The organism is Mycobacterium hubeiense (genome assembly GCF_002838065.1).
Taxonomy (GTDB): Bacteria; Actinomycetota; Actinomycetes; order Mycobacteriales; family Mycobacteriaceae; genus Mycobacterium; species Mycobacterium hubeiense.
On record NZ_PIZU01000031.1, the window covers coordinates 34,169 to 60,389 of the forward strand.

The window sequence follows — 26,221 nt, forward strand, 5'->3', positions numbered from 1 at the left end:
CGAAAGTTCGAGAAGCGAGCCCGATAACTACAGTCTCGCGGCGGCTCAACTGCGCAAGTAGTCGAGCTGGGCTTGCACACTCCACTCGGCCGCATCCCAGAGTTTCTCGTCGACGTCGGTGTAGACGTGTTCGACGATCTGGCGTGCGGTGGCGTCCTCGCCGAGCTCTCGCAGCGCCCCGCGCACCTGATCCAGTCGCTCCTCGCGGTGGGCCAGATACATCGCGGTGACGGCCTCGAGGTCGTCGAGTTCCGGCCCGTGCCCGGGCAGCACCCTGCGCTGGCCCAGACCGTGTAGCCGACGCAGCGATTCCATGTAGTCGCGCAGGCTGCCGTCCTCGCTGTCGATGACGGTGGTGCCGCGGCCCAGCACGGTGTCCGCGGTGAGCACGGCATCGTCGAGCACAAACGACAGCGAGTCGGCGGTGTGCCCGGGCGTGGCCATCACGGTGATGCGCAAGCCGGCCGCGTCGATCACCTCGCCGTCGGTCAGCGGGCCACCGAGGCCGCGCAAAAACCCGCTGCCCACAGAGCGGACGACGGCTCCGGTGCGATCGACGAGCATGTCGATGCCATCGGTGTGGTCGCCATGTTTGTGGCTGATCAACACCAAGCAGATCGTGCCCAGCTCGGCCAGCTTGGCGATGTGCTCGTCGTCATCGGGGCCCGGATCGAGGACCACCATCTCGTCGCTGCCCGGCCCGCGCAGCACCCAGGTGTTGGTGCCGTCCAGCGTCATCAATCCGGGGTTGTTGCACAGCAGCACCGAGGCCGTGTCGGTCACCGGCCGCAGCAACCCGTAGGCGGGGTGCTGGGAAGCCGTCACGAAACCTCGACGATCAACTCGACCTCCACCGGTGCGTCCAGCGGCAGCTCCGATACCCCGACGGCCGACCGGGCGTGCGTGCCGGCGTCGCCGAAGATCTCACCCAGTAATTCCGACGCGCCGTTGACCACGCCGGGCTGGCCGTGAAAGCCGGGGGTCGAGGCGACGAACCCGACCACCTTGACCACGCGGGTAACGGCGTCGATGCCGACCAGCGCGTGCACCGCGGCCAGCGCGTTGAGGGCGCACGTACGCGCCAGCGCCTTGCCCTGCTCGGGGCTGACGTCCGCGCCCACCTTGCCGGTCTGGGCCAGCTCACCGGCCACCATCGGTAACTGCCCGGCGGTGTAGACCAGGTTCCCGGTGCGCACCGCGGGCACGTAGGCCGCCAGCGGTGGAACGACCTGAGGCAGCTCGATGCCGAGTTCGGCGAGGCGCTGCGATGCGGTCATTTCGGGCGCTTGAGATACGCGACGTGCTGCTCACCCGTCGGCCCCGGCAGCACCGACACCAGCTCCCAGCCGTCTTCGCCCCACTGATCGAGGATCTGTTTGGTCGCGTGCGTCAGCAATGGGACCGTGGCGTACTCCCACCGGGTCGGTTCGCTCATATGGCTGAGCTTATCGGGCGGCTGATATGACTTGGCTAGCATGCACTGGTGGCTCCCGAACCCAACGGCCCCAAACCGGTCGGCTGGCCGTCGCGTCTGACCAAGGCGCGGCTGCACTTCGTCACCGGCAAAGGCGGCACCGGAAAATCGACCATTGCTGCCTCGCTGGCACTCGCCCTGGCGGCCGGTGGACGCAAGGTGCTGCTCGTGGAAGTCGAAGGGCGCCAAGGGATTGCGCAGCTTTTCGATGTGCCGCCGCTGCCCTATGAGGAAGTCAAGATCGCCACCGCGGACGGCGGCGGACAGGTCAACGCGCTGGCTATCGACATCGAAGCGGCGTTCCTGGAATACCTCGACATGTTCTACAACCTCGGCCTGGCCGGCCGGGCGATGCGGCGCATCGGCGCCATCGAGTTCGCCACCACGATCGCGCCGGGCCTGCGTGACGTCCTGCTCACCGGCAAGATCAAAGAGATCGTCACGCGCGACAAGAAGGACAAGCGCCAGGCGTACGACGCCGTCGTGGTCGATTCGCCGCCGACCGGGCGGATCTCCCGCTTCCTCGACGTCACCAAGGCGGTGTCGGATCTGGCCAAGGGCGGCCCGGTGCATTCGCAGGCCGAGGGTGTGGTCAAGCTGCTGCACTCGGATCAGACGGCGATCCATCTGGTGACGCTACTGGAGGCGCTGCCGATGCAGGAAACCGTCGAGGCGATCGACGAACTCACCGAACTGGGCCTGCCGATCGGCAGCGTCATCGTCAACCGCAACATCCCGGCCTACCTGAGTGCCGAGGATCTGGCCAAGGCCGCCGAAGGCGACATCGACGCCGACGCGGTGCGGGCCGGCCTGGCTAAAGCGGGAATCACGTTGTCCGACACAGACTTTGCTGGATTGCTCACCGAGGCGATCCAGCACGCCACCCGGATTACTGCACGCGCCGAAAGCGCCGAGCAGCTCGAAGAGATCGATGTGCCGAGACTGGAGCTGCCCGCGCTGCCCGACGGCGTCGACCTGGGCAGCCTGTATGAGCTGGCGGAAGCGCTTGAACGACAGGGGGTCCGCTGATGCACGCAGTGAAGAAGCGAATGGAGCCCCGCTGATGAACGCAGTGAAGAAGCGAATGGAGCCCCGCTAGTGAGTACTACTCCGCCCGCGCTGGATATGGAGGCCATCCTCGCCGATACGGCGAACCGCGTCGTGGTGTGCTGCGGTGCCGGCGGCGTGGGCAAGACCACCACCGCAGCGGCGATGGCGTTGCGCGCAGCCGAATACGGCCGCACGGTCGTCGTGCTGACCATCGACCCGGCCAAGCGACTGGCTCAGGCACTGGGCATCAACGACCTCGGCAATACCCCGCAACGGGTGCCGCTGGCGCCGGAGGTGTCCGGCGAACTGCACGCGATGATGCTCGACATGCGCCGCACGTTCGACGAGATGGTGGTGCAGTACTCCGGACCCGAACGGGCCGAGGCGATTCTGGACAACCAGTTCTATCAGACCGTCGCCACGTCGCTGTCCGGCACACAGGAGTACATGGCCATGGAGAAACTGGGCCAGCTCCTGGCCCAAGACAAGTGGGACTTGGTCGTGGTGGATACCCCGCCGTCGCGCAACGCGCTGGACTTCCTCGACGCGCCGAAACGGTTGGGCAGCTTCATGGACAGCCGGCTGTGGCGGTTGCTCTTGGCCCCCGGCCGGGGCTTCGGCAAACTGGTGACGGGCGCCGTAGGACTTGCGATGAAGGCGCTGTCCACCGTGCTGGGTTCGCAGATGCTTTCCGACGCAGCGGCTTTCGTGCAGTCGCTGGACGCAACGTTCGGCGGCTTCCGCGAGAAGGCGGAGCGGACCTACGATCTGCTCAAGCGGCGCGGCACCCAGTTCGTGGTGGTGGCGACGGCCGAGCCCGACGCGCTGCGGGAGGCGACGTTCTTCGTCGACCGGCTCTCCGAAGAACATATGCCGCTGGCCGGGCTGATCCTCAACCGCACTCATCCCACGCTGTGCGATCTGCACGCGGACAAGGCCGAGGAGGCCGCCGAGGAACTCGGCAAGGACGAACCGGATTCGGTGGCCGCGGCGGTGCTGCAAATTCACGCCGACCGGGCGCAGACCGCCAAGCGGGAGATTCGGCTGCTGTCGCGGTTCACCGGCGCGAACCCGCATGTCGCGATCGTCGGGGTGCCGTCACTGCCGTTCGATGTGTCGGATCTGGAAGCGCTGCGCGCGATCGCCGACCAGATCACCGGCGTCGCTTCCGCCGCGTAGCGGCTAATCGAGCAGAAGCTGCTTAGCTACACCGCGCTGCGGTGTTTGCGCTGGGAGGCGAAGAAGTCGGCCCAGGACACCACTTCTGGATGCTGTTTCAACAGCGCGCGGCGCTGCCGCTCGGTCATGCCGCCCCACACGCCGAATTCGACGCGGTTGTCCAGGGCGTCGGCGCCGCACTCGAGGATCACCGGACAGTGGCGGCAGATCACCGCGGCTTTGCGCTGCGCGGCGCCGCGGACGAACAGTTCGTCGGGGTCGGCCTGCCGACACCGGGCCTGGGAAACCCAGGCGATACGGGCTTCGGCGTCCGCGCCGTGGACCAAACTGTGCGCCGGGGAGTTAGTGCTTGTCCTGCGAGCGGCGGGCCGTGTACCTGACACCAGCGATCCCTTCGTTCCAGCCGTCAGCGACGGCACAGTCCTCCGGTGTAGAACGCTGATGCGATCTACGCCACATTGCGGGGGTCGAGTGTGACCTGCATCGCACTGTGTGTCCAAGCTAGGTGGTCAGGGGCCATTTACGCAACAGTTTGCCGCCCACTTTTTTGGGACGACCGTGCCGTCATCGCCAAAAATTGACGCATCCGCGGGTCAGTGCCCCAGCTGAGCCCGGCAATCACGCCGCTCCGCGGAGGTCGACGGCGTCGTTACTCTGTAGGGCATGCCGGAGAGCCCGCCGCCGCAACCGCCCGCGCAACCGCCGCGGACGGTCACGGTCATCAAGCTCGCCTGGTGCTGCCTGTTGGCCGCCGTACTTGCTGCGGCGCTCATGTTTCCGGTGGTCGGCGGGCTCGGTCTGATGTCCAACCGCGCCTCCGACGTGGTTGCCAACGGATCCGCGGCGCTGGTCGAGGGCGAGGTGCCGCAGGTGTCGACGATGGTGGACGCCAAGGGCAACACCATCGCGTGGCTGTACTCGCAGCGCCGCTTCGAGGTGCCCAGCGAGCAGATCGCCAACACCATGAAGCTGGCGATCGTCTCGATCGAGGACAAACGGTTCGCCGAGCACAACGGTGTGGACTGGCAGGGCACCCTCACCGGCCTGGCCGGCTACATGCGCGGGGACCTCGACACCCGCGGCGGCTCCACCATCGAACAGCAGTACGTCAAGAACTACCAGCTGCTCGTCGTCGCCCAGACCGACGCCGAGCGCCGCGCCGCCATCGAAACCACTCCTGCCCGCAAGCTGCGCGAGATCCGGATGGCGCTCACGCTGGACAAAACCTTCACCAAACCCGAAATCCTCACGCGCTACTTGAATCTGGTGTCGTTCGGCAACGGCGCTTTCGGTGTTCAGGACGCCGCGCAGACGTACTTCGGTGTGAATGCGTCGGAGCTGAACTGGCAGCAGGCCGCACTGCTGGCCGGGCTGGTCCAGTCGACCAGCACGCTCAATCCATACACCAATCCCGACGGCGCGCTGGCCCGTCGAAACCTGGTGTTGGACACCATGATCGAGAACCTGCCCGAGCATGCCGAGGAGCTGCGGGCGGCCAAGGAGGAGCCGCTGGGCATACTGCCGACGCCCAATGAGCTGCCTCGCGGTTGCATCGCCGCGGGCGACCGCGCGTTCTTCTGCGACTACGCGTTGGAGTACCTGGCCCGTGCGGGCATCAGCAAGGAGCAGGTGGCCCGCGGCGGTTACTTGATCAAGACCACGCTGGATCCCGACGTGCAGGCTCCGGTCAAGTCGGCGATCGACAGCATCGCGGGCCCAACCGTGCCGGGCGTCGCCAGTGTGATGAGCGTGATCAGGCCGGGTAAAGAATCTCACCCGGTGCTGGCGATGGCCAGCAACCGCACCTACGGGCTGAACCTCGATGCCCACGAGACGATGCACCCGCAGCCGTTCTCCCTCGTCGGCGACGGCGCGGGCTCCATCTTCAAGATCTTCACCGTCGCCGCGGCGATGGAGATGGGTATGGGCATCAACGCTCAGTTGCAGGTGCCCGCGTTCTTCCAGGCCAAGGGTCTGGGCAGCAGCGACACCCCGGGCTGCCCGCCGGCGACCTGGTGCGTGAAGAACGCGGCGGGCGGTTACCGCGGCTCGATGAACGTCACCGACGCGCTGGCCACCTCACCCAATACCGCGTTCGCCAAACTGATTTCGCAGATCGGTGTGCCACGGGCCGTGGACATGGCGGTCCGGTTGGGCTTGCGGTCCTACGCGCTGCCCGGCACCGCGCGCGACTATGACCCCGAAAGCAACGAGAGCCTCGCCGACTTCATCAAGCGCCAGAACATCGGCTCGTTCACGCTCGGCCCGTTCGAACTCAACGCCCTGGAGCTGTCCAATGTGGCCGCCACGTTGGCCTCTGGCGGCGTGTGGTGCCCGCCGAATCCCATCGACAAGGTCTTCGACCGGCACGGCGAAGAAGTGTCGGTGACGACCGAGACCTGCGAACAGGTGGTGCCCGAAGGGTTGGCGAACACCCTGGCCAACGCACTGAGCAAGGACGACAAGGGCGCCGGCACGGCGGCGGGCGCGGCCGGCTCGGTGGGCTGGGATCTGCCGATGTCCGGTAAGACCGGGACGACGGAGGCGCACCGGTCGTCGGGCTTCCTGGGCTTCACCAATCAGTACGCCGCGGCCAACTACATCTACGACGACTCGGCGGACCCCGGCGAGCTGTGCTCCTATCCGCTGCGCCAGTGCTATGACGGGAACCTGTACGGCGGCAACGAACCTGCCCGTACGTGGTTCACCGCGATGAAGCCGATCGCCAACAATTTCGGACCCGTCGCCCTGCCGCCCACCGACCCCCGCTTCGTCGACGGCGGCCCGGGTTCGCAGGTGCCCAGCGTGTCCGGGCTGTCCGAGGACGTCGCGCGGCAACGACTGCGCGATGCCGGGTTCCAGGTGGCCGACGGCACGAGTTCGGTGAACAGCAGCTCGCGGTACGGCACCGTGGTGGGCACATCGCCCAGCGGTCAGACCATCCCGGGTTCGATCGTGACGATCCTGGTCAGCAATGGCGTGGCGCCCGCGCCACCGCCGCCACCGCCCGTGTCGATCCCGATGCCGGGCGGACCGCCGGTCGAGGTCGGCCAGACGGTGGTGCAGATCCCCGGTCTGCCGCCGATCACCGTGCCGGTGCTGGGCCCGCCACCGCCGGCACCCCCGCCTCCGTAATTGTGTAGTTGCGCACGCTGAGCGGGTGAGGCCCCGTGGCCGCAGCCGACTGGCAGTAGGCTGCCCCCATGCCCGCCGCTTCAACGATCCTGAAGAACAGCGCCGCGGTGNAGCGGGTGAGGCCCCGTGGCCGCAGCCGACTGGCAGTAGGCTGCCCCCATGCCCGCCGCTTCAACGATCCTGAAGAACAGCGCCGCGGTGGCCCTCGGGTCGGTCGCCGCCGGAGTCGGCTATGCGTCGCTGATCGAACGCAACGCATTCGTGGTGCGCGAAGTGACCATGCCCGTGCTCACGCCGGGATCGACGCCGCTGCGGGTGCTGCACCTCAGCGATATCCATATGCGGCCCCAGCAGCGGCGCAAGCAGGCCTGGCTGCGCGAGCTGGCCCGCTGGGAGCCCGATCTGGTGGTCAACACCGGCGACAACCTCGCGCATCCGAAAGCGGTGCCGGCCGTCGTGCAGACGCTGGGTGACCTGCTGTCGGTGCCAGGCGTGTTCGTGTTCGGCAGCAATGACTACTTCGGCCCGCGGCTGAAGAACCCCGCCAACTACCTGACCAACCCCGGGCATCGGGTGCATGGTCAGCCGCTGCCGTGGCAGGACCTGCGGGCGGCGTTCACCGAGCGCGGCTGGCTGGACATGACGCACACCCGCCGCGAGTTCGAGGTCGCCGGGCTGGTCATCCAGGCGGCGGGGGTGGACGATCCGCACCTGTCCCGCGACCGCTACGAGACCATCGCCGGGCCGGCCAGCCCGGTCGCGAATCTGACACTGGGCCTGACGCATTCGCCCGAGCCCCGGGTGCTGGACCGCTTCGCCGCCGACGGCTACCAGCTGGTGATGGCAGGCCACACCCACGGCGGGCAGCTGTGCCTACCGTTCTACGGCGCCATCGTCACCAACTGCGACCTGGACCGGTCACGGGCCAAGGGCGCCTCACGCTGGGGCGCGCGCATGCAGCTACACGTGTCGGCGGGCATTGGCACGTCGCCGTTCGCGCCACTACGGTTCTGCTGCCGCCCCGAGGCGACGCTGCTCACCCTGGTGGCCGCGCCCACCGGCGGCGGGCACGTCGGCGCGCGGGCGGGGTTGTCCCACCCGAGCGTCTCCGTTCGGTAGCCGCGTCGAGTGTCGACGACCGCCAGCCGCAGCCAGCCGCGTGACTGGGTGGACAACGCGGTCCGGTTGATCGAGGCCGACGCGCGGCGCAGCGCCGACACCCATCTGCTGCGCTACCCGCTGCCGACGGCCTGGTGCGATGGCGTCGACGTTGCGCTGTACCTCAAGGACGAGTCGACGCACATCACCGGCAGCCTCAAGCATCGGTTGGCCCGGTCGCTGTTCCTCTACGGGTTGTGCAACGGCTGGATCGGCGAGAACACCACCGTCATCGAGGCGTCGTCGGGTTCGACGGCGGTGTCGGAGGCGTACTTCGCGGCGCTGCTGGGTCTGCCGTTCATCGCGGTGATGCCGGCCTCGACCAGCGCCGCAAAGATCGAGCTGATCGAATCACAAGGCGGCCGTTGCCATTTCGTGGCGGAGTCGTCGCAGGTGTACGCCGAGGCGGAGCGGCTGGCCGCCGAGACGGGCGGGCACTACCTCGACCAGTTCACCAACGCCGAGCGCGCCACTGACTGGCGCGGCAACAACAACATCGCCGAATCGATCTACGAGCAGATGCGCGACGAGGCCCACCCCATCCCGGAGTGGATCGTCGTCGGCGCGGGCACCGGTGGCACCAGCGCGACGATCGGCCGGTTCATCCGCTACCGCCGCCACGCCACCCGGCTGTGTGTCGTCGACCCGGAGAACTCCGCGTTCTTCCCCGGCTACGCCCAGGGCCGCCGCGACATCGTCACGGGGGCGTCGTCACGGATCGAGGGCATCGGGCGCCCGCGGGTGGAGCCGTCGTTTCTGCCCGACGTGGTAGACCGCATGGTGGCGGTGCCGGACGCGGCGTCGATCGCGGCCGCGCGGCACGTCAGCGAGGTGCTGGGCCGACGCGTCGGTCCGTCCACCGGAACGAATCTGTGGGGGGCGTTCGGCCTGCTCGCCGAGATGATTGCCGACGGACGCAGCGGCTCGGTGGTCACACTGCTGGCCGACAGCGGCGACCGCTACGCCGACACCTACTTCTGCGACGAGTGGCTGACCAGCCAGGGGCTGGACCCCTCCTCGTTCGCCGAGGTGTTGGTCGAATTCGAGCGCTCCGGGCGCTGGCCCTGATCGTCGTCGGAGTCGCCGGTCAGCGGTCCGTCGGAGGTCAGGAACAACCACAACGCGGCCAGGGCGAAGAATCCCAGGTAGATCGACGCCCCTAACCCGGTCATCGCGTGCCTCGTTTCATCGTCTTATGCCGTCAGTGTGCATAACGCCACCGACAACCCACATCCATCCCGCGGCGTGTCGTGACGTACGCCTCCCGGCGGACGTCAACGTGGGCCGGCGCCTACTACCGTGCGGATATGGACGCGGTACGAGCTGCGCTGCGCCGCCCCGTGGTGTGGCTGGTGCCGCTGGTGGTGGCCGCGATCCAGCTGGCGGGAAGCGTCGGGCCGCGCCATGGTCCCGGTGGGGGTCCGGACATCGACTGGGTGCCGCTGAACTGGTTCGGCTATCTGCTGCTGGTGGCCGGACCGATCGCACTGCTGCTGCGAACCGTCTACCCCTACGCGGTGTTGCTCGTCGTCCTGGTGATCACGTTCGTCTACGTTGCTGCGGGATTCGGGTATGGGCCGGTCTTCTTGTCGTTGGTGGTTGCGTTCCTGACCGCCGCCTGTGTCGGCTCGCGGTGGTGGACGTACCCGCTGCCGGTGCTGGGCTGGGCCGCGGTGGTGTGGCTGCTGCCGTGGCTGCGCGGCGAGCCGGGGCCGCCGGTGGCCGTCAGCACCGGCCTCGCGGCGTGGCTGCTGGTGTTGATCGCCGTCGCCGAGGGCATCCGGCAGCGCCGGGCGGTGATCGTCGCGCGGCGTCAGCGCAGGGCCGCGATGGCCCGGGAAGCCGCCTCGGAGCAGGAGCGGCAGGCCACGCAGGCGCGGCTGTCGATCGCGCGGGAGCTGCACGACGTGCTGGCGCACAGTTTGTCGATGATCAACGTGCAATCGTCGGTGGCGTTGGAGTTGCTGTCCGAGCATCCGGAGCGTGCGGCTCCCGCACTGGCCGCCATCAAAGATGCTAGTAGACAAGCGATTTCGGATGTGCATTCGCTGGTGTCCGCGCTGCGCACCGATGCCGGAGAACCGACCGCGCCGACTCCGGGGATCGCCGACCTGGACAGTCTGGTGAGCGCGGCTCGGGCGACGGGGTTGACGGTGAAGACGTCGATCGAGGGCTCGCCGCGGACGCTGCCGGCCGTCGTCGACGTCGCGGCCGCGCGCATCGTGCAGGAGTCGTTGACCAATGTGGTGCGCCATTCGACAGCTGATCAGGCCACCGTCACGGTGACCTACGGGTCGTCGGAACTTGTTGTGGCCGTTGACAATGACGGTCGGCCGCTGAACTCCAGCCCGTCGTCCGGGGGCAGCGGTATCACCGGGATGCGCGAACGGGCCCGCGCGTTGGGCGGCGACTTGTCGGTGCGACGACATCCCGGCGGTGGTTTCAGTGTGCGGGCGTCATTTCCGTTAAGCGGTGATGGCTCATGACAATTCGGGTTTTGGTCGCCGACGATCAGGCGCTGGTGCGGGCGGGCTTCGTCGCGCTACTGGACGCGCAGGACGGTATCGAGGTAGTGGACGAGGCGTCCACCGGGACGCGGGCACTGGCGTCAGCGCAACAGCTGCACCCGGACGTGGTGTTGATGGACATCCGGATGCCGGAAATGGACGGCCTGGCGGCGACCCGGGCGATCGTCGCGGATCCGGCGCTGGCCGGCGTGCGCGTGGTGGTGTTGACGACGTTCGAGCTCGACGAGTACGTATTCGAGGCGATGCGCGCCGGTGCGAGCGGTTTTCTGGTCAAGCACACCGAGCCGGCCGAACTGGTGCGGGCGGTGCGGGTGGTGGCCGACGGCGATGCGCTGCTGTCCCCGTCGGTGACGCGTCGACTGGTGGCGGAGTTCGCCGCGCGGGCCAAACCAGCCACCGGACCCGCGTTATCGGAATTGACCTCGCGCGAACGTGAAGTGATGGCGCTGGTGGCCGAGGGCCTGACGAACGCGGAGATCGGCGAGCGGCTGTTCATGAGCCCGGCCACCGCGCGCACGCATGTGAGCCGGATCTTGACCAAACTGGGCGCGCGGGACCGTACGCAGTTGGTGGTGGTGGCGTACGAAAGCGGACTGGTGCGGCCCGGGTGGCAGGAGTGAGTACGCGTGGGCGCGTATCGGAATTGACGTCTGCGGGCCGATGTGGTTCTAGGTGGCCGGCGGCAGGCTTGAGACATGAACATTTACGAAATCACCCCAGCTGCAACCACTTTCCTTGCAGAGCACGGCGGCCGGTTCGCCGAGCACGACTGGAACCCGTGGTTCCTGCTCATCCCGCTGACGTTCTGGACGCTGGTGATCGTCGGCATCGTCTATGCCGTCCGGCGGTTCCGCGGCAGCCACGGCATCCGCACACTGCGCGATGCGTACGCCAAGGGCGAGGTCAACGAGTCCGAGTACCGCGAGCGCCTGGCCGTGCTGCGCGATACCCGCCGCTGACCTCTCCTTCGCACCCTTCGCCGATTTCTGCATCAGGGTCGTTCGTTCCCGGCGTGGATCACAGCCCTGGTGCAGAAATCGCGGGAAAAGCCGTTTGGCTTCGCGGCCTCGCAGTGCGATACCCTGTCATGGCTTCACGCGGGGTGTGGCGCAGCTTGGTAGCGCGCTTCGTTCGGGACGAAGAGGTCGTGGGTTCAAATCCCGCCACCCCGACAGCATCAGAGAGGCAAGCGAGCTTGCTCGCTCGCCCGAGGCGATGGAATGGGTCGTAGGCGCACAACGCCGAGTACCCCGACTCGCGAGCATTTCAGAGGGCCTGGCCGGTCGATCCGGCTGGGCCTTTCTAGCTCGAACGCCAACATAGCGACGTCACGGAACAGGTTTCACGTCGATGTCAACGTCGGCGATCCCATCGTCCACTCAGTCACGTCCTTGACGGATATGCCGAACTGGCGCAGGCGAGGTGGCGTGGCGGCGCCGGCAGAACCGTGAGGGGCTGTCCGCCCAATTCGGCGACCTTCTCACCGACGTGATCGCGTTCGCGGAGCCGCGTTCACCCACGATCTCACAGACATGAGCTGGGACCCTGACGACGGGCAATGGGTCTAGAGCAGCACGCGGATCGAGATCAGCGTGTCCGACGAAGACGAACCGCGGTGACGCTAGCTCCGCGCGGCCGGCCACGGCTCAATCCTTCTAGTGGCCGAGTGAGCTTGAGATCGCAATGAAGGTTTGTGCCCACGCGAAAACAACAGCCGTGCCCGCAATCTCAACGCCCCGAGCGACAAGTCGCGGGCAGCGCGCGCCGAGTACCCAACACCGCGGCCAGCGATCGTTTGGCATGCTCACACCATGACGCGCTGGTTTCCCGTCGAATCGGCCGACGCCGACTTCCTGGCCTCGGCCCCGCACATCTTCCGCTTTCACAAACGGTTCTCCGCCCCACCCGAGAAAGTGTGGGAGTCGCTGGCCTCGGACGCTTCGCTGTCGGCGTGGGGCCCGTCGGTCAAAGAGGTGAAATGGACCTCACCGCGCCCGTTCGGCGTCGGCACCACCCGCGAGGTGGCCCTCGTCGGCGGACCCCGGGTGCAGGAGCGCTTCTTCCGGTGGGACGAGGGCCGCGGCTACTCCTTCGAGGTCACCAAGGCCAATGCCCCGATGTTTCGCCGCATGGCCGAGGACTACACCGTCGAACCCGACGGCGGCGTCGGCACGTTGTTCACCTGGACCGTCGCCATCGAACCCAAGCCGGCGTTCAAGGTCCCGTTCAGGGTCCTCGCGCCGGTGGTCAAGGCCGCGTTCGGCCGGCTGGCCTCCGACGGCCAGCGCTATTTCGCCAAGCAGACCTGAGCACCGTTCCCAACCAAGCGGTGGATAGGCTGGCTATCGATGACCGCTGTCAAAGATGCCGCCGCCGACGGCGCGGGAACCGAAGGGCAAAGCTGGATGGCACAGCTGCTGCAATTCGACCGCGACGGTGACACGTTCATCGCCCCGCAGTCCACCGGCCCGGGCAATCGCCTGTTCGGCGGGCTCATCGCGGCCCAGGCGCTCGGCGCCGCCGGCGCGACCGTCGAACCCGACAAACACCCGCAGTCGCTGCACGCCTACTTCGTGCGCGGCGGCGACTACGGCGTCGACGTCGAACTGCACGTCGAACGCACCCGTGACGGCCGGTCCTTCGACACCCGACGCGTCACCGCGACACAGCGAGACGACGTCATCCTCGAGATGATCGCCTCTTTCCATCGCCCGGAGCCCGGCGCCGACTGGCACCCGCACCGCACGCCGGGCGTCGAGCTCACCGACGCCATCGAAAAGCGGCCCGGCATCGAATCAGCCGAATGGTTCGACATCCGCGTCAACCCCGGCGACACCTCCGTGTTCGCGGTGCCACCGTTCTGGATCAAGACGCGCCACCCGATCGAGAACGATCCGCTGATCCGCGCGTGCACGCTGACCTACATGTCCGATCTCGGTCCGGTGCCCGTGGCGCGCCCGCCCGGCACACCCCTGAAGGTCGGTGTCGGGATGGCCGCGAGCCTCGACCACTCCGTGTGGTTCCACAGGCCGTTCCAACCCGATCGCTGGCATCGCTACGAGGTCGACTCACGCAACAACAGCGACTCGCGCGGTCTCGTCGTCGGCTCCCTCTACGACGCGGACGGCTCGCTGATCGCCAGCATGACCCAGGAAGCACTCTGGCGTTTGTAGGTTCGACCGCCCGGATTCTGGGTAAAGATCTACCCGTGACATCCGCACCGATTCTGGTGGAACCCCGGCTGCCCAACGCCCGCGGCCCGCTGTCGATGGCCGTACTCGAGCTGCTCACCGAGCGCGCTCCGCGCAGCCATCTCACCCGCGTCGAAGCCTCGCTCGGCGACGCCGACCCCTACGGCCTCGACCTGCAGCTGGCGCTGTATGTCTGCTACGAACTGCACTACCGCGGCTTTGCCGGCGTCGATCCCGGGTGGGAATGGAACCCCGGGCTGCTGCACCTGCGCAATCAGCTGGAGGCCGAGTTCTTGACCGCGGTGCGCCGCGACGTCGGCGACATCGAGCCGGACGCGCGCGCCGCCGACGAGACGGACCGGCTGTCGGTGGAGCCCGTCGACGGCTCCGGGCCGTCCTACTATCTGCGCGACACCGGCACCTGGGAGCAGATGCGGGAGTACTTCGTGCACCGGTCGCTGTATCACCTCAAGGAAGGCGATCCGCACGCCTGGGCCATCCCCCGGCTGATCGGCCAGGCCAAGGCGTCGTTCGTGGCGGTCGAGTTCGACGAGTACGGCGGCGGTCGCGGAAACCAGCTCCATCAACAGCTGTTCGCCGATCTGATGGAAGCCGCCGGGCTGGATTCGACGTATTTGCGTTATCTCAACGACGTTCCAGCAGAGGCACTTTCGGTGGTGAACCTGATGTCGATGTTCGGTTTGCACCGCGACCTGCGCGGCGCGGCGATCGGGCATTTCGCGTCGACCGAGATCACGTCGTCGCCGGGCTCGCGGCGGTTGGTGGAGGCGCTTGAGCGGCTGGATGCACCGGAGCCGTGCATCGGCTTCTACCGCGAGCACATCGAGGCCGACGCGGTGCACGAGCAGGTGGTCCGCACCGATGTGGTCGGCGATCTGGTCGCGCGGGAACCGCAGCTCGATCGCGATGTGGTGTTCGGGATCCGGGCGCGTGACGTGGTCGAGGACCGACTGGCTGCACATCTCATGGACTGCTGGACGTCGGGCCGTTCGTCGCTACGCCGACCGCTGTCCTGACGGTTCGTCGGTTCGGCGCCGGAGCCGGTGGCTGGTGTCGCACAGCGGAAAGTTCTTGCTGCGCCGGCACATACAGATCGCGACCATGAAGCGATCGGATTCAACGACGCTGCCGTCGGGCATCTCGATGCGGACCGGGCCTTCCACCATCAGGGGTCCGTTCGGCACCCGCCGGACCACACGGAATTCGTTGTAGTTCACCGTTTGTCCGCCCTGATCACCACGAGCTCCTCGTCACGACGCCCCGCTTCCAACCGGCCGGTGCGCTCCAGCCACGCTGCTCGCGCCGACAACACCGGGCCGAACGGAATTCGCTGCCGGGCAATCACTTCCGCATCGAGGCCGACGGTTCGCAGCGCGGTCAGCGAATGCTCGATCCCGGCGAATTCGGATTGCACGATCAACATGGCGGCGCCATCAGCCAGGAGTTCAGGCGCAGAGGCACACAACGGGTCGAGCACCAGGCGGCCGTCCTCGCCCGCGTTCCACGCCCACGCCGGACCGAGAATCGCCTCGGCATCGGCGTCGGAGGCATGCGGCACGTACGGCGGATTGCACACCACGAGGTCGAACGGCCCGAATTCGATTGCGCGCGTCCATGATCCGAGATGCACATCGACGTCCACGACCGTCGCCAGCGCGTTGGCCCGGGCACAGCGCACCGCGCGTGGACAGATGTCGAAAGCGGTCACCTGAGCCGCGCCCATCACCGCTGCCTCGATCGCCACCACGCCGCTGCCGGTGCACAAGTCAACGACGCGGCGGCCCAGCGCCAACTCGGTTGTCCGCATCGCATCGATGAGGAGGTGCGAATCTTGCTGTGGGGCATATACGGCACGTACGCCCTCCGCTGCGACCGAACGATCGCGCAGGTCGGTGTATGCGGCTGTCACATCGGCCTTTCGACGTCCGTCGCTGTGTTGTCACAGCGCTGCGGTGAATAGTGCCCCGAATTGCCGCCGCTGAAACCGACTTTCGGCAGGGCTTTAATCGAGGCCTTAATCGGGAGGTTCCGCGTTGGCGTCGGGAGTGGCGACGTCGGGCGCCACTTCGCGGGTCGCCATGCCGCCGTCACGACCCTCGTCTGTGGGGCCCGGACGACCGCCCTTGGGCTCGTCACCGTCTTCGTCGTCGCTGATGGCCTTTCCACGCGGCATGGTGTCCACCTTTCGTCACGACGGGGGTTCCCCGCCTGGCATCGGTTCAACCGCCGCCACGCTGTGGCGCTGGTTGACACCCGTCAACTCTTGTGACGAAGACCTCGTTGACGCAGCGTATCGGGGCATTCGACACTTGTTAGCATGGCAAAGAAAACTGAACCCGAGTTGATCGCCGAGGTCGAGCGTCGCCTTGTGGCGAAGTTCACCGCGGTGCCCCCGCAACGTGTTGCCGCCGCAGTCGAGGATGCTCATGCCCGCTTCGAAGACAGTGTGATCCGCGACTTCGTGCCACTGCTCGTCGAGCGACGGGTGGCCAGTGAGCTGGCACGGCTGCGAGACGGCGACCGCGAACTCGCTTCCGCCTAATTCGCCGCCGCGCGCAACGCGGCGAGAAGCGGCTCGGCGGCTTCCTTGAAGAACAGCTCCTGAGCCTCGTCGCCGATCTGCACCAGCGCGATGTCGGTGAATCCGGCCTCCCAGTATTTGCTGACCGCCTCGACGATGGCATCGAGATCGGGTCCGCACGGGATGGCGCCGGCGGTGTCCTCCGGCCGGACGAATTGCGTCGCACCGGCGAATCCGGCCGTCGTCGGCAGGTCGGAGTTGACCGCCCAGCCGCCGGCGAACCAGCGGAACTGGTCGTGGGCGCGTTCGACGGCCTTGTCCCGGTCGGGATCCCAGCAGATCGGAATCTGGCCGATCACCCGCGCCTGTTCGGCCAGCCCCGTCGCGCGCCGCGCGTCATGCCAGGCGTCGACGAGATCCCTATTGGGCTCCACCGCGATCAGATGGTCGGCCAGCGGGGCGAACATGTCGACGGAGCGCTCCCCCGACACCGCCGCCGCGATCGCGACCGGCACGTCGGGAAGATCCCACAACCTGCCGGAGTCGATTTCGTAGTACTCGCCCTTCCAGTCGACGACCTCACCGGTGAACAGCTCGCGAATGATCTGAATGGCCTCGCGCAGCATGTCGTGTCGCCGCGCCACCGTCGGCCAGCCCATGCCGACCACGTGCTCATTGAGGTTCTCGCCGCTGCCCACCCCGAGGGTGAACCGTCCGTCGGCGAGGATCTGCAACGTCGCAGCCTGCTGAGCGACGATCGCCGGGTGATAGCGCATCGTCGGGCACGTCACGTACGTGAACAGCTCGACCCGCTCGGTGGCGTGCGCGACGGCGCCCAGCACCGTCCACGCATTGGGCGAATGACCTTGGGCGGCCAGCCACGGCGAGTAGTGATCACTGGACACCTCGAAATCGAAACCGGCGTCCTCCGCCGAGACGGCATAGCGGACAAGCTCTTTAGGCCCGCTCTGTTCGGTCATCAGGGTGTAGCCAAAACGCGTCATGCCCACCGGGTACCCGAGCGCATCACACCGAAACGGCTACAAGCGCGCCCTGACCGCCGCCGAGAGCCGGGCGCCGTCGGCCTTGCCCGCCGCGATCGCGGTGGCGGCCTTCATCACCTGGCCCATCTGACGCATGCTGGGCCGCTCACCGAGGTCCTCGGCGACTTGGGCGATCGCGGTGTCGGCGACGTCGGCCAACTCGGCGTCGGTCAGCGGTGTGGGCAGATACTCGTCGATGATGCGCGCCTCGGCGTGCTCCTCCGCGGCCAGCTCGCCGCGCCCGTTCTGGGTGTAGATCTCGGCGGATTCACCGCGCTTCTTCGATTCCCTGGCCAAGATCTTGAGCACCTCGGCGTCGGTGAGTTCGCGCGCCTGCTTACCCGACACTTCCTCGGTCTGGATCGCCGACAACAACAGCCGCAGCGTCGCGGTGCGCAGCTTGTCCTGCGCCTTCATCGCGGCCGTCAGGTCAGCCCGCAGTCGGTCCTTGAGTTCCGCCATGGTTCAAAACGCTACGCCGGGGCCGCGGTGTCCACGACGAAGCGGGCGTCCACCGTCGCCGAGACCTCGATGTCTTCAGGCAGCAGCTCGACGTCGGGGACGCCGCGGTCCATCGGCGCCGCTGCCAGGTAGGAGCCGCCGCCGGACCCGCCCTCGGGACGGTTGCCCAGCATTCCGGCGTCGGCCACGGCCACGGGCCGAACCTGGCCCAGCCCGAGCGCATCGGCGTACTGCTGCGCGCGGGTGACGGCATCTTCGACGGCGTGGGTGCGAACCTGGCGAGCCAGCTCGTCACGCCGTTTCTCGGTGAGCGCCCATTCCACATGTGACACCCGGAATCCCTCGGTGGACGCGGTGTGCCCACCCACCCAGCGCGACAGCGCGGTGAAGTCGGCGAACTTCACCTCGACGGTGACGCTGGCGTGGTGCACAAGCGGCAGCTGCTTACCGTCTTGGTTCCACGGCCGATTCGACCAGGTGCGCATGTTCTGCGCCGACCACCACGTGATCGGCCCGTCAGTTGTGTTGTGCAGCGGCGTGATTGACTCCTTCACCGTCTCGAGATCACGCGCCGTCCGCTCGTATACAGGTGCCATCTCCGGTCCCTCGTAGGAAATGGTCGCGTGCACGGTGCCGCGTTCGGGCGCCTCGAACGATTTGAAGGACCCGCGCACGGTGATCTCGGTCGACATGCGGCCACCGTAACGTTGCCCACCGACACGACGGGACACGTTGTCAATTCGTGTGGTGATCGACAGGATGGTGGCCATGAGCAACGACGCCGACGGGTTCGGTCCGACGAGCCCGCCGCCGCCGGGCCAGCCGTCCGCCGGCTATGCACCTCCCAGCTATCAGGGATATCCACCGCCGGGATACCAACCCGGATACGCGCCGCCACCGGGCTACGCGCCGCCTCCCGGCTACCCACCACCTGGATACGCGCCCCCGCCGGGCTACATGCCTCCACCCGGCTATGGCCCTCCGCCGGGCTATCCGCCGACCGGTTACCGGGGCTACCCGCCGCCCCCGCCGCCGCCGGCGCTCAAACCCGGTGTCATCCCGCTGCGGCCGCTGACCCTCGCCGACATCTTCAACGGCGCGGTCGCCTACATCCGCGCCAACCCCAAGGCCACGCTCGGCCTGACCACCATCGTCGTGGTGGCCGCCCAGATCATCACGCTCATCCTGCAGGTCGTCCCGCTCGCTGCCACCGGCCAACTCGAACCGGCCCTGCGCGGCGAGGAGGCGTCGACGGCGGCGCTGGTCGGCTCGTCGGCGTCGAGCCTGGCGGGCGCTATCGCCACCGGGTTGTCGGCGATCCTGCTCAGCGGGTTGCTCACCGTCGTCATCGGGCGCGCCGTGTTCGGGGCCGGCATCACCATCGGGGAAGCCTGGCAGCGGCTCAAGGGCAGACTCTGGGCGCTGATCGGCTTCACCGTCCTCGAAGGGCTCGGCGCGATTGCCTTGGTCGCAATCGTCGTGCTGATCATCATCGGTATCGCGGCCGCCGCCGGCGGTGCGGTGGCGGCCGTCCTCGGTATCCCGCTGGTGCTCTTGCTGATCGCGCTGTTGATCTACCTGGTCACCATGCTCAGCTTTACGCCGCCGCTGATCGTGTTGGAGCGGCTCGGTGTGTTCCCGGCGATCGCGCGGTCGTTCGCCTTGGTGCGCAACGACTTTTGGCGGGTGCTCGGCATCCGGCTGCTCGGCGGACTCGTCGCCGCCGTGATCGCCGGTGCGGTGTCGGTGCCGTTCAGTTTCGGCGGCCAAATCCTCTTGGCCGCCGCGGGATCCACGGCCGGCGCGGTGTTCGCACTGATCCTCACCGCCGTCGGCAGCGCAATCGGCCAGATCATCACCGCACCGTTCTCCGCCGGTGTCGTGGTGCTGCTCTACACTGATCGCCGGATCCGGGCCGAGGCGTTCGACCTGGTGCTGCAGACCGGCGCGTCGTCACCCGGACCCGCCGATTCCACTGACCACCTGTGGCTGACCAGATATCCCTGACGTGCCGACAGTAGACATCGACCGGGATGCCGCCCACGAGGCCGCGCAGCGTGAGCTCTCAAAACCGATCTATCCCAAGGCTTCCCTGACTGAACGCTTCAGCAACTGGCTCGACGAGTTGCTGTACCGACTGGCCGCCGAGGGGGCCAGCCTGCCCGGCGGCTGGTTCACCATCTCGGTGTTGCTGATCCTGCTCACGGTCGCCGTGGTGGTGGCAATCCGGATCGCCCGCCGTGCCATGCGAACCGACCGCGGCACCGACTACTCGTTGTTCGACGGGCGCGAGCTCAGCGCCGCCGAGCACCGCGCGGTCGCCGAACAGTCCGCGGCAGCGGGTGATTGGGCCGCCGCGATCCGGCATCGGCTCCGAGCCGTCGCGCGCCAACTGGAGGAGACCGGTGTGCTGAACCCGGTCCCGGGCCGTACGGCCACCGAGCTGGCCCGTGACGCGGGCACAGCCCTGCCCCAACTCGCAGCGGAATTGCTCACGGCGGCAAACACATTCAACGACGTCACCTACGGTGACCGGCCGGGCACGTCGGACGCCTACCGGATGATCGCCGACCTCGATGACCACCTGCGGTTCCACACAGCGGCGCGCATCACCGACACCGCGCCCGCGGTCACCGATGGCTGGGCGGAAGTGCGATGAGCGGTTCTGTTGTCGGCACGACGATCAGGCAGCGGTGGCGAACCGCGCGCTGGGTGGTGTTGGCCCTCATCGTCATCACCCTGGTCGGTGCCCTCAGTGTCTATCTCACCGCGCCCCGGGACGGCGGCCGGATGGATGCCGACGCGACGTCCGCCGACGGCGCTCGCGCGCTCGTCTCCCTGCTGCGCGACTACGGCGTCGACGTGACCGTCGCCGACAGCCTCGAGGACGTCGAGAAGGCCGCGACCGCAGACAGTCTGGTGGTTATCGCCCAGACGTTCTATCTGGTCGACGACGAACAGCTGCAGCGCCTGGCCGCGCTGCCCGCGGACCTGCTGCTGGTCGAACCGGTCGCCAAGACCCGCGAAGCCCTGGCCCCCGAAGTCAGTGTCGCCGGGACCGCTACCTTTGGCGCACAACCGGATTGCGACATGCGGGAGGCCAACCGGGCGGGCGAAGTCCAGCTCGGTGCGAGCGACACGTACGAGGTGACGGCCGAAGTACCGGTCACCAGTTGCTACGAGGGCGCCGTGGTGCGCTACACCGATGACCGCCGCACCGTCACCGTCGTCGGCACAGCTGATTTCATGACGAACTCCGGCCTGCTCAAGCAGGGCAACGCGGCGCTGGCGATGAACCTCGCCGGCACCCGGCCACATGTCGTCTGGTATGCCCCGCAACGCGAGGAAGCCGGATTCGAAGGCACGGCAACACTTTCCGATCTGATACCCGACCGTGCGATATGGATCGTGTGGCAGCTGGTGCTGGCGGTGCTGCTGTTCGCCATCTGGAAAGGCCGACGCCTCGGTCCGCTGGTCGCCGAGCGGCTGCCGGTGGTGGTGCGGGCCTCCGAAACCGTCGAGGGCCGTGGCCGGCTGTACCGGTCGCACCGCGCCCGCGACCGTGCGGCCGACGCCTTGCGTACCGCCACGCTGCAGCGGCTGCTGCCCCGGCTGGGTTTGGCGCCCAATGCGCAGCCGCCCGCGGTGGCGCAGGCGGTCGCCGAACGCGCCGGGCGCGATCCCGCCGCGGTCGGTCACATTCTGTTCGGTCCGCCACCGGCCACCGATTCCGACCTGGTAAACCTTGCGCACGAACTCGACAACATCGAAAGGCAGGTCGCACAGTCGTGACTGGACCAGCGACACAGACAACCGACACGGCCCGAAATGCGTTGCTGGCCTTGCGAGGCGAGATTTCCAAGGTGGTGGTCGGTCAGGATGCGGTGGTCAGCGGTCTGGTGATCGCGCTACTGTGCCGCGGCCACGTGCTGCTCGAAGGCGTGCCGGGCGTCGCCAAGACGCTGCTGGTGCGCACGCTGGCGGCGGCGTTGCAGCTCGAGTTCAAACGGGTGCAGTTCACGCCCGACCTGATGCCGGGCGACGTCACGGGGTCACTGGTGTATGACGCCCATACCGCGGAGTTCGAGTTTCGCTCAGGCCCCGTGTTCACCAATCTCTTGCTGGCCGACGAGATCAACCGGACCCCACCCAAAACGCAGGCGGCGCTGCTGGAGGCGATGGAGGAGCGTCAGGTCAGTGTCGAAGGCCAGCCGCGACCGCTGCCCGACCCGTTCATCGTCGCCGCAACGCAGAACCCGATCGAGTACGAGGGCACCTATCAGCTGCCCGAAGCGCAGCTCGACCGGTTCCTGCTGAAACTCAATGTGCCGCTGCCGCCGCGGGAGCAGGAGATCGCGATCTTGGACCGGCACGCCCGCGGCTTCGATCCCCGCGACCTGTCGGCGGTGGCGGCCGTTGCCGGTGCGGCGGAGCTCGCCGCCGGACGGGAGGCCGTCCGTCAGGTGTTGGTCGCCGACGAAGTGCTCGGCTACATCGTCGACATCGTCGGCGCCACAAGGCATTCACCGTCGCTGCAGCTGGGTGTGTCACCGCGTGGTGCGACCGCGCTGCTGGCCACGGCCCGGTCCTGGGCGTGGTTGTCGGGACGCAACTACGTCACCCCCGACGACGTCAAGGCGATGGCGCGCTCCACGCTGCGGCACCGGATCTCGCTGCGGCCCGAGGCCGAACTCGAAGGTGCGAATCCGGACGGTGTGCTCGACGGCATCCTGGCGTCAGTCCCGGTACCACGCTAGTGATCCTCACCGGTCGCGCCGGCCTGGTCGCCCTGGTCTGCACCCTGCCGGTCGCGCTCTCCCCTTGGCCCGCAACGGCTTTCGCTGTCCTGGCGGCGTTGCTGGTGATCGCGGTTGCGCTGGATGTGGCACTGGCCGCGAGCCCGCGGCGGCTGGCCTGCAGCAGGTCGGGCGACACCACCGCGCGGCTGGGACAACCGGTGGAGGCGGTGCTACACGTCGAGAACGCCGGAGGCCGCACGTTTCGCGGCCGCATCCGCGATGCGTGGTCACCCAGCGCCCGGGCGGAGCCCCGCAGCCATGCGGTGACAATCCCTGCGGGCCAACGGGTGCAGCTGGTGTCCGCGCTGCGGCCGGTGCGTCGCGGCGATCAGCAGTCAGCGGTGATCACGGCGCGGTCGGTGGGCCCGCTGGGTTTGGCCGGCCGACAGAGCTCACATCGGGTGCCGTGGCAGATCCGCATTCTGCCGCCGTTCCTGTCGCGTAAGCATCTGCCGTCTCGGCTGGCCAAACTGCGCGACATCGAAGGCCTTTTGCCGGTGCTGATTCGCGGTCAGGGCACCGAATTCGATTCGCTGCGTGAGTATGTCGTCGGTGACGATGTTCGCTCGATCGATTGGCGCGCCACTGCCCGCCGCGCCGACGTGGTGGTGCGGACCTGGCGACCGGAACGTGACCGGCGGGTGGTGATCGTGCTCGACACCGGCCGCACCTCGGCCGGCCGCGTTGGCGTCGACCCGACTGCGGGCGACCCCGGCGGATGGCCGCGACTGGACTGGTCGATGGATGCCGCGCTGCTGTTGGCCGCGCTGGCCTCGCGTGCCGGCGACCACGTCGACTTCCTCGCTCACGACCGAGTTCTGCGGGCCGGGGTGTTCAACGCGTCGCGTACCGAGGTGCTGGCCCAGCTGGTCAATGCGATGGCGCCGCTGCAGCCGGCGCTGGTGGAATCCGATGCAGCCGCGATGGTTTCGGCGGTGCTGCGGCGGGTGCGGCGGCGCGCCCTGGTGGTGCTGTTGACAGACCTGAACGCGTCGGCGCTCGATGAGGGGTTGATGGGTGTTTTGCCGCAGTTGTCGGCGCATCATCAGGTGCTGCTGGCCGCGGTCGCGGATCCGCGGGTGGACCGATTGGCAGCCGGACGAGCCGACGCCGCAGAGGTTTACGACGCGGCAGCGGCCGAGCGTTCGCGCAACGACCGGCGCGCGATTGCGGCGCGGCTGCGACGGGCCGGCGTCGACGTGGTCGACGCGCCGCCCGAGGAGCTCGCGCCCGCGCTGGCCGATCACTACCTGGCGATGAAGGCCACGGGCAAGCTCTAGACAGTCAGCCCGTCGGCACCAGATCCGGCGCGTCGTCGATGTCGCCCCTCTCCCCCGCCCTGGCGGCCTTGCGTCCGAAGTGGATTACGTAAGTAAGGAAAGCGATTTCGGCCAGCACGCCGATGCCGATGCGGGCGAAGGTGGGCAACGGCGACGGCGTGACGAGCGCTTCGATCAGCCCCGCGACGAGCAGCACCGCGACCAGTCCGATGGCCACGGACATCACCGCCCGGCCCCGTTCGGCGAGTACCTGCCCGCGTGGGCGATCGCCGGGCGAGACCACCGACCACCCCAACTGCATGCCCACGGCGGCGGCCAAAAACACCGCGGTCAGCTCGATCAGGCCATGCGGAGTGAGCAAGCCGAGGAAGATATCGCCCTTGCCGGCATCGAACATGAAGCCCGCGATGATGCCGAGGTTGGCGGCGTTCTGCAGCAGCACCCACGGGATCGGGATGCCGAGCAGTATCGCGAACACGATGCACTGCGCCGCCACCCAGGCGTTGTTGACCCACACCTGCAGGGCAAAGGATCCCGCCGGATTCTCGCTGTAGTAGGACGCGAAGTCGTTGTTGACCAGTTCGTCGATCTCGCTCGGCGTCTTGAGCGCCGCCTGCACGTCCGGATTGCCCGTGACCCACAACGCGATGATCGCGGTGACGGCGAAGAACGCCACCGCAGATCCGAGCCACCACCGCCACGCCCGGTACGCGACGACGGGAAACGACACCGTCCAGAATCGGGTGAACTCGCTCCACAACGGGGCATGCGCGCCGGTCACGGCCGAACGCGCGCGGGCAACCAGCCCCGACAGCCGCCCGACGAGCGCCGCATCGGTCGATGCGCTGCGCACCATCGACAGGTGCGTCGACACCCGCTGGTAGAGATCCACCAGCTCGTCGACCTCCGCGCCGGTCAACCGCCGACGCCGCTTGATCAGCCGGTCCAGGCGATCCCAGGTGGGGCGATGGGCCAGCACGAACGCGTCGACATCCACCCAGCGAATCCTAGTAGCGTGGGCAGCTATGGTCTTCCAGCCCGAACCGGTGGTGACCGGCGACGCGGTGGTTCTGGACGTTCAGATCGCCCAGCTGCCCGTTCGTGTGCTCTCCGCGCTCATCGATATCACGGTGATGTTCATCGGCTACGTCATCGGCGTGTTCCTGTGGGCGGCCACGCTGCGCCAGTTCGATCCCGCATTCTCCGGCGCGGTGCTCATCATTTTCACCGTTCTCGTGCTGGTGGGCTATCCGGTGGTGTTCGAAACCGCAACGCGGGGGCGCTCATTGGGCAAAATGGCACTCGGGCTGCGGGTGGTGTCCGACGACGGCGGCCCGGAACGGTTCCGCCAGGCGCTGTTTCGTGCGCTGGCGGGCGTGATCGAGATCTGGATGTTCGCCGGCGGGCCTGCGGTGATCTGTAGCTTGCTCTCCCGCAACGGCAAACGCATTGGTGATGTGTTCGCGGGCACACTGGTTGTCAGCGAGCGGGCGCCGCGGCTGAGCCCGCCACCGGTGATGCCGCCCTCGTTGGCGTGGTGGGCGTCGTCGCTGCAGCTGTCCGGACTCGGCGCCGAACAGGCCGAGCTGGCTCGCCAGTTCCTCGAGCGCGCACCGCAATTGGAGCCGCGCGTGCGCGACCAGATGGCCTACCGCATCGTCGGCGAAGTGGTGTCGCGGATATCCCCGCCGCCACCCCCGGGTGCTCCACCGCAGTATGTTCTGGCCGCGGTGCTCGCGGAGCGGCATCGACGCGAGCTCGCCCGGCTGCGTCCGGCCGCGCCGGTCGGTGCACCGCCGCAGTGGCCCAATCCGCAGTACCCGCAACCGGGTTCACCGTCTAACGGTGGCTTCACTCCGCCGAGCTAGCGCCGATCAGCATCAGCACGGCGGCGATGAACGCCATGACCGTGCGCACGTGATTCCACGCCGTCCAGGTGGTGAAATAGGCCTGCCACTCGCGGGCCGCGTCGGCAGCGGACAGGCCGACCGGGTCGAGGCCGTCGAGGTCGTTGTTGAGCGGGACGTTGAACGCGATCGTGATGACGGCGGTGAGCACACCGAACACCGCGCCCACCATCACCCACACGCTGCCGGGCTCGTCGAGTCGGAGCGCGGCCATCACCCCCACCGCCAGGGCAAGGACCGCCGCGCCGAAGTAGGCGAGCAGGAACGCGGCGTCGGTGTTCGCCGCGGCGTTGATGCCACGCATTGCGGTGATTGCGTCGACGGGGCCGGTCCGGTTCAGGCCACGCAGAACGAAAGTGGAGAACACGTACATCATTCCGCCCGCCGCGGCGCTGGCGATGGCGGCAAGGGCGGTCAGCATGACGAAGGGGCTCGCAGTCATTGGTAGTCAGGGGCGCGGTGTCGGCAAGGCA

30 protein-coding genes and 1 tRNA gene are annotated in these 26,221 nt (G+C 67.9%); 19 read left to right on the forward strand and 12 right to left on the reverse strand.

Features of this window, described 5'->3' with window-relative positions; translation table 11 throughout:
* Positions 1 to 45 precede the first annotated feature (45 nt).
* Genes CWS39_RS20800 through sp36 form a run of 3 tightly spaced genes read right to left on the reverse strand, consistent with a single transcriptional unit; the run spans position 46 to position 1,435 of the window.
* The gene (locus CWS39_RS20800) at positions 46 to 825 is read right to left on the reverse strand and encodes an MBL fold metallo-hydrolase (protein WP_102144812.1); all 780 of its coding nucleotides are present in this window, start codon (positions 823 to 825) and stop codon (positions 46 to 48) included.
* The gene (locus tag CWS39_RS20805; RefSeq protein WP_102144813.1) at positions 822 to 1,277 is read right to left on the reverse strand and encodes a RidA family protein; all 456 of its coding nucleotides are present in this window, start codon (positions 1,275 to 1,277) and stop codon (positions 822 to 824) included. Before CWS39_RS20805 ends, CWS39_RS20800 begins: the two co-directional genes overlap by 4 nt.
* Positions 1,274 to 1,435, reverse strand: a complete 162-nt coding sequence (sp36, locus tag CWS39_RS20810; RefSeq protein WP_014817956.1) for a Sp36 family protein — start codon at positions 1,433 to 1,435, stop codon at positions 1,274 to 1,276. Before sp36 ends, CWS39_RS20805 begins: the two co-directional genes overlap by 4 nt.
* A gap of 48 nt (positions 1,436 to 1,483) precedes the next feature.
* Between sp36 and bagA the strand changes: the two genes are divergently transcribed.
* Both bagA and bagB read left to right on the forward strand, forming a co-directional pair.
* Complete coding sequence (gene bagA / locus CWS39_RS20815) at positions 1,484 to 2,503, forward strand: ATPase BagA (protein WP_102144814.1); 1,020 nt, start codon at positions 1,484 to 1,486, stop codon at positions 2,501 to 2,503.
* Positions 2,504 to 2,572: 69 nt separating this feature from the next.
* The gene (bagB, locus tag CWS39_RS20820) at positions 2,573 to 3,703 is read left to right on the forward strand and encodes an ATPase BagB (protein ID WP_102144815.1); all 1,131 of its coding nucleotides are present in this window, start codon (positions 2,573 to 2,575) and stop codon (positions 3,701 to 3,703) included.
* A 26-nt stretch (positions 3,704 to 3,729) separates the two neighbouring features.
* On the opposite strand, the gene CWS39_RS20825 is transcribed toward bagB, so the two are convergent.
* Complete coding sequence (locus CWS39_RS20825; RefSeq protein WP_102144839.1) at positions 3,730 to 4,086, reverse strand: WhiB family transcriptional regulator; 357 nt, start codon at positions 4,084 to 4,086, stop codon at positions 3,730 to 3,732.
* Positions 4,087 to 4,366: 280 nt separating this feature from the next.
* Between CWS39_RS20825 and ponA2 the strand changes: the two genes are divergently transcribed.
* The 10 genes from ponA2 (at position 4,367) to CWS39_RS20880 (ending at position 14,752) form a co-directional block, all read left to right on the forward strand.
* Positions 4,367 to 6,838: a transglycosylase/D,D-transpeptidase PonA2 gene (gene ponA2, locus CWS39_RS20830; RefSeq protein WP_102144816.1), complete on the forward strand. Its 2,472-nt coding sequence runs from the start codon at positions 4,367 to 4,369 to the stop codon at positions 6,836 to 6,838.
* A 159-nt stretch (positions 6,839 to 6,997) separates the two neighbouring features.
* The gene (locus CWS39_RS20835) at positions 6,998 to 7,957 is read left to right on the forward strand and encodes a metallophosphoesterase (RefSeq protein ID WP_102144817.1); all 960 of its coding nucleotides are present in this window, start codon (positions 6,998 to 7,000) and stop codon (positions 7,955 to 7,957) included.
* A gap of 9 nt (positions 7,958 to 7,966) precedes the next feature.
* Positions 7,967 to 9,064, forward strand: a complete 1,098-nt coding sequence (gene cds1, locus CWS39_RS20840) for an L-cysteine desulfhydrase Cds1 (RefSeq protein WP_102144818.1) — start codon at positions 7,967 to 7,969, stop codon at positions 9,062 to 9,064.
* Between the two features lie 239 nt (positions 9,065 to 9,303).
* Positions 9,304 to 10,482 (forward strand): sensor histidine kinase, encoded by a 1,179-nt coding sequence (locus tag CWS39_RS20850; protein WP_102144820.1) that lies wholly within the window; start codon positions 9,304 to 9,306, stop codon positions 10,480 to 10,482.
* Positions 10,479 to 11,144, forward strand: coding sequence for a response regulator transcription factor (locus CWS39_RS20855; RefSeq protein WP_102144821.1), 666 nt, complete (start codon positions 10,479 to 10,481; stop codon positions 11,142 to 11,144). Before CWS39_RS20850 ends, CWS39_RS20855 begins: the two co-directional genes overlap by 4 nt.
* Before the next feature lie 75 nt (positions 11,145 to 11,219).
* Positions 11,220 to 11,483, forward strand: coding sequence for an SHOCT domain-containing protein (locus tag CWS39_RS20860; RefSeq protein ID WP_102144822.1), 264 nt, complete (start codon positions 11,220 to 11,222; stop codon positions 11,481 to 11,483).
* Between the two features lie 139 nt (positions 11,484 to 11,622).
* Positions 11,623 to 11,696 (forward strand) — tRNA-Pro (locus CWS39_RS20865).
* A gap of 639 nt (positions 11,697 to 12,335) precedes the next feature.
* Positions 12,336 to 12,833, forward strand: coding sequence for an SRPBCC family protein (locus tag CWS39_RS20870; protein WP_102144823.1), 498 nt, complete (start codon positions 12,336 to 12,338; stop codon positions 12,831 to 12,833).
* 39 nt (positions 12,834 to 12,872) lie between these two features.
* Positions 12,873 to 13,697 (forward strand): acyl-CoA thioesterase, encoded by an 825-nt coding sequence (locus CWS39_RS20875; RefSeq protein ID WP_102144824.1) that lies wholly within the window; start codon positions 12,873 to 12,875, stop codon positions 13,695 to 13,697.
* A 35-nt stretch (positions 13,698 to 13,732) separates the two neighbouring features.
* Positions 13,733 to 14,752, forward strand: coding sequence for an iron-containing redox enzyme family protein (locus tag CWS39_RS20880; protein ID WP_102144825.1), 1,020 nt, complete (start codon positions 13,733 to 13,735; stop codon positions 14,750 to 14,752).
* Here the strand turns inward: CWS39_RS20880 and CWS39_RS20885 are convergent.
* From CWS39_RS20885 to CWS39_RS29265, 3 genes are all read right to left on the reverse strand, one after another.
* Complete coding sequence (locus CWS39_RS20885; RefSeq protein WP_102144840.1) at positions 14,732 to 14,902, reverse strand: CDGSH iron-sulfur domain-containing protein; 171 nt, start codon at positions 14,900 to 14,902, stop codon at positions 14,732 to 14,734. The two genes, CWS39_RS20880 and CWS39_RS20885, sit on opposite strands and share 21 nt — an antisense overlap.
* Before the next feature lie 47 nt (positions 14,903 to 14,949).
* Entirely contained in the window at positions 14,950 to 15,645 is a 696-nt protein-coding gene (locus CWS39_RS20890; protein ID WP_102144826.1) for a HemK2/MTQ2 family protein methyltransferase, read from the reverse strand.
* Positions 15,646 to 15,750: 105 nt separating this feature from the next.
* On the reverse strand, positions 15,751 to 15,909 hold the full coding sequence (locus CWS39_RS29265) for a hypothetical protein (protein WP_199178228.1): 159 nt from the start codon (positions 15,907 to 15,909) through the stop codon (positions 15,751 to 15,753).
* 144 nt (positions 15,910 to 16,053) lie between these two features.
* Here CWS39_RS29265 and CWS39_RS20895 point away from each other — a divergent pair, with 144 nt between their 5' ends.
* Positions 16,054 to 16,278 carry a three-helix bundle dimerization domain-containing protein gene (locus CWS39_RS20895; protein WP_102144827.1) on the forward strand — a complete coding sequence of 75 codons (225 nt, stop codon included), beginning with the start codon at positions 16,054 to 16,056 and terminating at the stop codon, positions 16,276 to 16,278.
* On the opposite strand, the gene CWS39_RS20900 is transcribed toward CWS39_RS20895, so the two are convergent.
* The 3 genes from CWS39_RS20900 to CWS39_RS20910 are packed head-to-tail and all read right to left on the reverse strand — an operon-like array spanning position 16,275 to position 18,454.
* Positions 16,275 to 17,261: an LLM class F420-dependent oxidoreductase gene (locus CWS39_RS20900; RefSeq protein ID WP_102144828.1), complete on the reverse strand. Its 987-nt coding sequence runs from the start codon at positions 17,259 to 17,261 to the stop codon at positions 16,275 to 16,277. The genes CWS39_RS20895 and CWS39_RS20900 overlap by 4 nt on opposite strands.
* Positions 17,262 to 17,297: 36 nt before the next feature.
* Complete coding sequence (locus tag CWS39_RS20905) at positions 17,298 to 17,762, reverse strand: GatB/YqeY domain-containing protein (RefSeq protein WP_102144829.1); 465 nt, start codon at positions 17,760 to 17,762, stop codon at positions 17,298 to 17,300.
* An 11-nt stretch (positions 17,763 to 17,773) separates the two neighbouring features.
* A complete protein-coding gene (locus CWS39_RS20910; RefSeq protein ID WP_102144841.1) occupies positions 17,774 to 18,454 on the reverse strand; it encodes an SIMPL domain-containing protein in 681 nt (226 codons plus the stop codon).
* 67 nt (positions 18,455 to 18,521) lie between these two features.
* Between CWS39_RS20910 and CWS39_RS20915 the strand changes: the two genes are divergently transcribed.
* From CWS39_RS20915 to CWS39_RS20935, 5 genes are read left to right on the forward strand one after another with little or no spacing between them, the layout of a single operon-like run.
* A complete protein-coding gene (locus CWS39_RS20915; protein ID WP_431306157.1) occupies positions 18,522 to 19,769 on the forward strand; it encodes a DUF7847 domain-containing protein in 1,248 nt (415 codons plus the stop codon).
* 1 nt (position 19,770) lies between these two features.
* The gene (locus CWS39_RS20920; protein ID WP_102144830.1) at positions 19,771 to 20,421 is read left to right on the forward strand and encodes a DUF4129 domain-containing protein; all 651 of its coding nucleotides are present in this window, start codon (positions 19,771 to 19,773) and stop codon (positions 20,419 to 20,421) included.
* The gene (locus CWS39_RS20925) at positions 20,418 to 21,554 is read left to right on the forward strand and encodes a DUF4350 domain-containing protein (protein WP_102144831.1); all 1,137 of its coding nucleotides are present in this window, start codon (positions 20,418 to 20,420) and stop codon (positions 21,552 to 21,554) included. Before CWS39_RS20920 ends, CWS39_RS20925 begins: the two co-directional genes overlap by 4 nt.
* A complete protein-coding gene (locus tag CWS39_RS20930; RefSeq protein WP_102144832.1) occupies positions 21,551 to 22,519 on the forward strand; it encodes an AAA family ATPase in 969 nt (322 codons plus the stop codon). The genes CWS39_RS20925 and CWS39_RS20930 overlap by 4 nt, the downstream gene beginning before the upstream one ends.
* On the forward strand, positions 22,519 to 23,841 hold the full coding sequence (locus tag CWS39_RS20935; protein WP_102144833.1) for a DUF58 domain-containing protein: 1,323 nt from the start codon (positions 22,519 to 22,521) through the stop codon (positions 23,839 to 23,841). The genes CWS39_RS20930 and CWS39_RS20935 overlap by 1 nt, the downstream gene beginning before the upstream one ends.
* A gap of 4 nt (positions 23,842 to 23,845) precedes the next feature.
* On the opposite strand, the gene CWS39_RS20940 is transcribed toward CWS39_RS20935, so the two are convergent.
* A complete protein-coding gene (locus CWS39_RS20940; RefSeq protein ID WP_102144834.1) occupies positions 23,846 to 24,838 on the reverse strand; it encodes a stage II sporulation protein M in 993 nt (330 codons plus the stop codon).
* Positions 24,839 to 24,866: 28 nt separating this feature from the next.
* Here CWS39_RS20940 and CWS39_RS20945 point away from each other — a divergent pair, with 28 nt between their 5' ends.
* A complete protein-coding gene (locus tag CWS39_RS20945; RefSeq protein WP_102144835.1) occupies positions 24,867 to 25,709 on the forward strand; it encodes an RDD family protein in 843 nt (280 codons plus the stop codon).
* Here CWS39_RS20945 and CWS39_RS20950 read toward each other — a convergent pair.
* Positions 25,693 to 26,190: an anthrone oxygenase family protein gene (locus tag CWS39_RS20950; protein WP_102144836.1), complete on the reverse strand. Its 498-nt coding sequence runs from the start codon at positions 26,188 to 26,190 to the stop codon at positions 25,693 to 25,695. The two genes, CWS39_RS20945 and CWS39_RS20950, sit on opposite strands and share 17 nt — an antisense overlap.
* Between the last annotated feature and the right edge of the window lie 31 nt (positions 26,191 to 26,221).

What these genes read in the sequence shown, in the direction of transcription:
- CWS39_RS20805 (WP_102144813.1), bottom strand. Translation starts at nt 1,277, where the DNA reads ATGACCGCATCGCAGCGCCTCGCCGAACTCGGCATCGAGCTGCCTCAG.
- sp36 (WP_014817956.1), bottom strand. Translation starts at nt 1,435, where the DNA reads ATGAGCGAACCGACCCGGTGGGAGTACGCCACGGTCCCATTGCTGACG.
- ponA2 (WP_102144816.1), top strand. Translation starts at nt 4,367, where the DNA reads ATGCCGGAGAGCCCGCCGCCGCAACCGCCCGCGCAACCGCCGCGGACG.
- CWS39_RS20835 (WP_102144817.1), top strand. Translation starts at nt 6,998, where the DNA reads ATGCCCGCCGCTTCAACGATCCTGAAGAACAGCGCCGCGGTGGCCCTC.
- CWS39_RS20850 (WP_102144820.1), top strand. Translation starts at nt 9,304, where the DNA reads ATGGACGCGGTACGAGCTGCGCTGCGCCGCCCCGTGGTGTGGCTGGTG.
- CWS39_RS20855 (WP_102144821.1), top strand. Translation starts at nt 10,479, where the DNA reads ATGACAATTCGGGTTTTGGTCGCCGACGATCAGGCGCTGGTGCGGGCG.
- CWS39_RS20860 (WP_102144822.1), top strand. Translation starts at nt 11,220, where the DNA reads ATGAACATTTACGAAATCACCCCAGCTGCAACCACTTTCCTTGCAGAG.
- CWS39_RS20870 (WP_102144823.1), top strand. Translation starts at nt 12,336, where the DNA reads ATGACGCGCTGGTTTCCCGTCGAATCGGCCGACGCCGACTTCCTGGCC.
- CWS39_RS20875 (WP_102144824.1), top strand. Translation starts at nt 12,873, where the DNA reads ATGACCGCTGTCAAAGATGCCGCCGCCGACGGCGCGGGAACCGAAGGG.
- CWS39_RS20885 (WP_102144840.1), bottom strand. Translation starts at nt 14,902, where the DNA reads ATGGTGGAAGGCCCGGTCCGCATCGAGATGCCCGACGGCAGCGTCGTT.
- CWS39_RS29265 (WP_199178228.1), bottom strand. Translation starts at nt 15,909, where the DNA reads ATGCCGCGTGGAAAGGCCATCAGCGACGACGAAGACGGTGACGAGCCC.
- CWS39_RS20895 (WP_102144827.1), top strand. Translation starts at nt 16,054, where the DNA reads ATGGCAAAGAAAACTGAACCCGAGTTGATCGCCGAGGTCGAGCGTCGC.
- CWS39_RS20900 (WP_102144828.1), bottom strand. Translation starts at nt 17,261, where the DNA reads ATGACGCGTTTTGGCTACACCCTGATGACCGAACAGAGCGGGCCTAAA.
- CWS39_RS20905 (WP_102144829.1), bottom strand. Translation starts at nt 17,762, where the DNA reads ATGGCGGAACTCAAGGACCGACTGCGGGCTGACCTGACGGCCGCGATG.
- CWS39_RS20910 (WP_102144841.1), bottom strand. Translation starts at nt 18,454, where the DNA reads ATGTCGACCGAGATCACCGTGCGCGGGTCCTTCAAATCGTTCGAGGCG.
- CWS39_RS20915 (WP_431306157.1), top strand. Translation starts at nt 18,522, where the DNA reads ATGGTGGCCATGAGCAACGACGCCGACGGGTTCGGTCCGACGAGCCCG.
- CWS39_RS20925 (WP_102144831.1), top strand. Translation starts at nt 20,418, where the DNA reads ATGAGCGGTTCTGTTGTCGGCACGACGATCAGGCAGCGGTGGCGAACC.
- CWS39_RS20945 (WP_102144835.1), top strand. Translation starts at nt 24,867, where the DNA reads ATGGTCTTCCAGCCCGAACCGGTGGTGACCGGCGACGCGGTGGTTCTG.
- CWS39_RS20950 (WP_102144836.1), bottom strand. Translation starts at nt 26,190, where the DNA reads ATGACTGCGAGCCCCTTCGTCATGCTGACCGCCCTTGCCGCCATCGCC.